The organism is Massilia rhizosphaerae (assembly GCF_016093545.1).
Classification (GTDB): domain Bacteria; phylum Pseudomonadota; class Gammaproteobacteria; order Burkholderiales; family Burkholderiaceae_D; genus Telluria; species Telluria rhizosphaerae.
The window spans coordinates 1-1,162 of record NZ_JADKYX010000050.1 but is presented as its reverse complement, the minus strand read 5'-3'; the positions used below and the strand labels follow the sequence as shown (position 1 = coordinate 1,162).

Below are 1,162 nucleotides of genomic sequence, written 5' to 3'. Positions count from 1 at the left end.
GCCCGTCAAGCATCACATAGCGTAATTTGGGTCGTATGGCCTGCCTGTGTGTACAACGCCAAAACACAGGTGGGCCAGTTTGCGCATGCAGGCGCCAATAACTGCCATCTTGGTCTTGCCTTTAGCGATCAGGCGATCGCTAAAGGATTTGATGTGAGGATTCCACTTTCTTGCCACCACAGCTGGCATGTAGAGCAGCTTACGTAGATTTGATGGACCGGCCTTGGACAAGCGAGGACGTGCGCGCACCGACGAACCGGACTCCCACAGCACGGGCACCAGGCCGAGATAGGCGGCCAGTTGTTCTGCGGTGTTGAAGGTTTTAGCGGCAAACAGAGCAGTCAGATTGGTCGATACGCGCGTACCCACGCCAGGAATCGTCTCCAATAGCTCGCGTTTGTTACGCAAATCGGGATCGGTGTCGATGTGGTCTTCGATCATCTGTTCCAGCCGTTTGAGTTCAGCCTGCAGGAACGCGATCGATTGCAAAATCGACTGCTTGACCTGTTCCGGTGAGATACCGAAATCGACTGCCTCGTGACGGTTTTGCTCGCGCTGCAGATCATCGGCAACCGCATCGCGCCGGGCCAGCAGCGCCTTGAGCTGACGTGCAGATTTCGATGGCGCCTGCCAGATTTCAGGTTTTAGCGTGTGGCCATAGCGCGCCAATACGGTGCTGTCGGCTTTGTCGGTCTTGTTCTTGAAACCCAGCCCTTGAGCAAACTGACGCAGTTGAGCTGGATTGACCAGCGACAGTTTCAAGCCCGCGTCGGTCAGCGCCAGCGCTGCCGGTTCGTGATAGACACCAGTCGGCTCCATGATCACATGTGCCTCAGGCGCCTTATTTTCAGCCAGCCATCCGATCAGCTCTTCAATGCCAGCCTTCGTATTCGATAACGATTTGGACTTCAATTTGCCGTTCGTACTGTTGAGCAGCATGCAGTCCAGTTTTTTCTTCGAAACGTCTACGCCAAGATAAAACATTTACATTCCTCGTGTTCTTGATTTCCCTATCCACTCCACACTCGCCTTGTACATGCAGGGTCAGCGCCCTCGGATACCGTCCAGTGTTCAGCAATGGGGTGGGAGAGGTGAAGGGCTTAATCTACACTCGAAGGTCTATGCCTTAAGGGTGGGCTCAAGCTGCTCTTCACCTCAGTTG

The 1,162-nt window shown here is 54.4% G+C and carries 1 protein-coding gene; it reads right to left on the bottom strand.

Annotated elements, in window-relative coordinates; all coding sequences use genetic code 11:
* Positions 1–12: 12 nt before the first annotated feature.
* Positions 13–984 (bottom strand): IS110 family RNA-guided transposase, encoded by a 972-nt coding sequence (locus tag ISF28_RS30200; protein ID WP_198120875.1) that lies wholly within the window; start codon positions 982–984, stop codon positions 13–15.
* Positions 985–1,162: the final 178 nt, after the last annotated feature.